4 protein-coding genes are annotated in these 4,461 nt (G+C 60.0%); 1 reads left to right on the forward strand and 3 read right to left on the reverse strand.

Translation table 11 applies throughout. The features are described from left to right. The first annotated feature begins 177 nt into the window (after positions 1-177). On the forward strand, positions 178-1,326 hold the full coding sequence (locus ACXRVY_RS18150; protein WP_223462358.1) for an acyl-CoA dehydrogenase family protein: 1,149 nt from the start codon (positions 178-180) through the stop codon (positions 1,324-1,326). Positions 1,327-1,473: 147 nt separating this feature from the next. Here ACXRVY_RS18150 and ACXRVY_RS18155 read toward each other — a convergent pair whose 3' ends face one another. The 3 genes from ACXRVY_RS18155 to hemN form a co-directional block, all read right to left on the reverse strand. Further along, complete coding sequence (locus ACXRVY_RS18155; RefSeq protein WP_108218883.1) at positions 1,474-2,022, reverse strand: adenine phosphoribosyltransferase; 549 nt, start codon at positions 2,020-2,022, stop codon at positions 1,474-1,476. 80 nt (positions 2,023-2,102) lie between these two features. Continuing rightward, the gene (fnr, locus tag ACXRVY_RS18160; RefSeq protein ID WP_007995802.1) at positions 2,103-2,837 is read right to left on the reverse strand and encodes a fumarate/nitrate reduction transcriptional regulator Fnr; all 735 of its coding nucleotides are present in this window, start codon (positions 2,835-2,837) and stop codon (positions 2,103-2,105) included. Between the two features lie 93 nt (positions 2,838-2,930). Then, positions 2,931-4,313, reverse strand: a complete 1,383-nt coding sequence (hemN, locus tag ACXRVY_RS18165) for an oxygen-independent coproporphyrinogen III oxidase (RefSeq protein WP_458237911.1) — start codon at positions 4,311-4,313, stop codon at positions 2,931-2,933. Between the last annotated feature and the right edge of the window lie 148 nt (positions 4,314-4,461).

Consider the following 4,461-nt stretch of genomic DNA (forward strand, 5'->3'; position numbering starts at 1 on the left):
GACGCCATCGTCGGATCGCCGCCMGGAGCAAGCTCGCTCCCACAGGGTATTGCGGCGTACACAAAACCAATGTGGGAGCGAGCTTGCTCGCGATGCAGGCGACGCGGTTTCACAATTCTATTGAAAACCAAGCAAGCGCTCGGTTAACTTCACTGACCCCTTCAGTGGAGCTCGCCGATGTCTGCCTTTCAGGAATACTTCGACCCCAGCCACCAATTGGTCCGCGACAGCGTCAGACGTTTCGTCGAGCGCGAGATACTTCCTGATATCGAGCAGTGGGAAGAAGCCGAAAGCTTTCCTCGTGAGCTCTACCTCAAGGCCGGCGCAGCGGGGATTCTCGGCATCGGGTACCCGGAGGCTTACGGAGGCAGCCACGAAGGGGATCTGTTCGCCAAGGTGGCCGCCAGTGAAGAGTTGATGCGCTGCGGCTCAGGCGGGTTGGTTGCCGGCCTGGGCTCGCTGGATATCGGCTTGCCGCCCGTTCTCAAGTGGGCCCGGCCCGAAGTGCGTGATCGTGTGCTGCCGCAGGTGCTGTCGGGAGAGAAGATCAGCGCCCTGGCCATTACCGAGCCCGGCGGCGGCTCCGACGTCGCCAACCTGCAAACCCGTGCCATGCGCGATGGCGATTTCTACCGGGTCAGTGGCAGCAAGACCTTTATTACCAGYGGTGTGCGCGCGGATTTCTATACCGTCGCGGTGCGAACGGGCGAGCCAGGTTTCGGTGGCATCAGCCTGTTACTGATCGAGAAGGGCACGCCCGGTTTCACCGTAGGGCGGCAACTGAAGAAAATGGGCTGGTGGGCCTCAGACACGGCCGAATTGTTCTTCGATGATTGCCGGGTGCCTGCAGGAAACCTGATCGGCGCCGAGAACATGGGCTTTGCCTGCATCATGGGCAACTTCCAGAGCGAACGCCTGGCCTTGGCGCTGATGGCCAACATGACCGCACAGCTGGCGCTGGAGGAGAGCCTGAAGTGGGCGCGCCAGCGCGAAGCCTTTGGCAAACCGATCGGCAAGTTTCAGGTGATCAAGCATCGCCTCGCCGAGATGGCGACCGCGCTGGAAGTGTCCCGGGAGTTCACTTACCGCCAGGCCGCGAAGATGGCGGCGGGGCAGAGCGTGATCAAGGAGATTTCCATGGCCAAGAATTTTGCGACGGATACCGCAGACCGGATCGTCACCGATGCGGTGCAGATACTCGGTGGGCTGGGTTATATGCGCGAGAGCCTGGTGGAGCGGCTGTACCGCGACAACCGGATCCTGTCGATTGGCGGCGGGACGCGGGAAGTGATGAACGAGATCATCAGCAAGCAGATGGGGCTTTGAGTCGATCTTGAGTTTAGTGGTGTTGCCACTGACGCCATCGCGGGCAAGCCCGCTCCCACAGGGAACTGCGGCGTACACAAGTTTTGTGCATGACAAAGAAAACTGTGGGAGCGGGCTTGCCCGCGATGACGTCAGCTAAGACGCCGCTTACTTATCGGAAAGGGCAAACTGCGTCAGGCAAAACGTAGGAATACCCATGTCCTCCAGGCGCTGCGAGCCACCCAGTTCCGGCAGATCGATAATCGCCGCCGCTTCATGCACCCGGGCGCCCATGCGACGGATCAGGTTGGCGGCGGCAATCAGGGTGCCGCCGGTCGCGATCAGGTCATCGAACATCACCACCGAATCCCCCTCGCACAGGCTGTCGGCGTGCACTTCCAGGAAGGCTTCGCCGTATTCGGTCGCATAGCCCTCGGCCAGCACGTCAGCGGGCAACTTGCCTTGCTTGCGAAACAGCACCAGCGGCTTGTTCAACTGATAGGCCAGTACCGAACCGATCAGGAAGCCACGGGCGTCCATAGCGCCGACGTGGGTGAAGTCAGCCTCGACGTAACGGTGGGCGAAGCTGTCCATCACCAGGCGCAGGGCCGTGGGCGACTGGAACAGCGGGGTGATGTCGCGAAAGATCACTCCCGGCTTCGGGAAGTCGATGACAGGGCGGATGAGGGATTTGATGTCGAAGGAGTCGAAGGCCATAGTCGAAGAATCCTGGCAGGGCTGCAAACGACTCAGTATAACGGCGGCTGAACCGTTTCGCGCAGCCGCAACGGTTTGTTTCAACTTTCCAGGGAGCCGCCGGCCAGGGCACAAAGCTGGATCGGGTCAATAATCCGGATTTCCTTGCCTTCTGCCGCAATCAGTTCGTTTTGCTGGAAGCGTGTGAAGACGCGGGACACGGTCTCCACCGCCAGGCCCAGGTAGTTGCCGATTTCGTTGCGCGACATGCTCAGGCGGAACTGATTGGCGGAAAAGCCCCGGGCGCGGAAACGTGCCGAGAGGTTGACCAGGAAGGTGGCGATGCGTTCGTCGGCCGTCTTCTTCGACAACAGCAGCATCATCTGCTGATCGTCACGGATCTCACGACTCATCACCCGCATCAGCTGACGGCGCAACTGCGGCAATTGCAGGGCCAGTTCGTCGAGGCGTTCGAAAGGAATTTCACACACCGAAGTGGTTTCCAGGGCTTGTGCCGACACCGGGTGCTTTTCGGTGTCCATGCCCGACAGGCCGACCAGTTCGCTGGGCAGGTGGAAACCGGTGAGCTGTTCTTCACCGGTGTCGCTCAGGCTGAAAGTCTTGAGGGCGCCAGAACGGACTGCGTAGACAGAATCGAAGGTATCGCCCTGACGGAACAGAAATTCGCCTTTTTTCAGCGGCCGGCCACGTTTGACGATTTCGTCCAGCGCGTCCATGTCTTCCAGGTTCAGCGAAAGTGGCAGGCAAAGAGGGGCCAGGCTGCAATCCTTGCAATGGGCTTGATTATGAGCGCGCAGTTTTACTGGCTCGGACATTTCTTCAATCCTTGTGGGAATTCACACATAAGACGTAAGGGTAACTCACCCGAGGACATTGAGGCCAGCCTGTGGCGCTTTTGTCGCAGCGCTCTAGATCACCCGTGAAAACCGTTGCCGGCTGTGTTGCTCCAGGTACGCGTCGAACACCATGCACACCGAGCGCACCAACAGTCGCCCGGCGGGCAGGATAGTGATTCTGTCTCGATCGAGTTCAATCAACCCGTCTTTGGCCATGTCTTGCAGTTGGGGCCAGAGATCGCCGAAATAGCCCTGGAAATCGATGTTGAAGGCTTGTTCGATGCCGGCGAATTCGAGACTGAAATTGCAGATCAATTGCTGAATGACCGCGCGCCGCAGGCGGTCATCGGCATTGCACAGCAGGCCACGGCTGGTGGCCAGTTGCATTGATGCAAGGGCGTTCTGGTACCCGGTCAGGTCACTGCTGTTCTGGCAATACAGATCGCCGATCTGGCTGATCGCCGAGACGCCGAGGCCGATCAAATCGCAATGACCGTGTGTGGTGTAGCCCTGGAAATTGCGTTGCAGGGTCGATTCTTCCTGGGCAATCGCCAGCTCATCGTCAGGCAGGGCGAAGTGGTCCATGCCGATGTAGCGGTAGCCGGCCGTGATCAGTTGCTCGATGGTGCGCTGCAGCATTTCCAGTTTCTGCGCGGGTGTCGGCAATTCATTGCTGTTGATGCGCCGCTGCGGCATGAAGCGTTCCGGCAGGTGGGCGTAGTTGAACACCGACAACCTGTCCGGTTGCAGGTGGATGACCTCTTCGACGGTGCGGGCGAAGTTTTCCGGCGTCYGTTTCGGCAGTCCGTAGATCAGGTCGATGTTGATCGAGCGAAATTGCAAGGTGCGGGCGGCGTCAATCACCGCGCGGGTTTCTTCCAGGCTTTGCAGACGATTGACCGCTCGCTGAACCGCCGGGTCGAGGTCTTGCAGGCCGATACTGACCCGATTGAAACCCAGTTCGCGCAGCAGGCCCATGGTCGACCAGTCGGCCTCGCGCGGGTCGATCTCGATGCCGTAGTCGCCGGAGTCGTCGTCCAGCAAATTGAAGTGTTTGCGCAAATGCGCCATCAACTGGCGCAGTTCGTCGTGGCTGAGAAAGGTCGGCGTGCCGCCACCGAAATGCAGTTGCTCGACTTTCTGCGTGGGGTCGAGGTGGCAGGCGATCAACTGGATTTCCTGTTCCAGGCGCTGCAAATACGGCTGCGCCCGGCCGCGATCCTTGGTGATGACCTTGTTGCAGGCGCAGTAATAGCAAATGTTCGCGCAGAACGGCACGTGCACGTACAGCGACAACGGGCGTTGAGCCTTGCGGCTGTCGCGCAGGGCATGAAGCAGGTCAAAGGTGCCGACCTGGCTGTTGAATTGCACGGCGGTCGGGTACGAGGTGTAGCGGGGTCCCGCCAGGTCATAACGGCGGATCAGATCGGTGTCCCAACGAATGGCGTCGAGCATCATGCGGGCATTCCCCCGGATAGGCTGGCAGTGTCAGCCACTTTATGCGAGGGCGGGGTGGGGCATCTTGATTTGCATCAAGGGTCGAGATTTGTGCTGTTGGTGCGGGCCTCTTCGCGGGCAAGCCCGCTCCCACAGGGATCTCTGT

The sequence above is a fragment of the Pseudomonas sp. P5_A2_2 genome, from assembly GCF_054177685.1.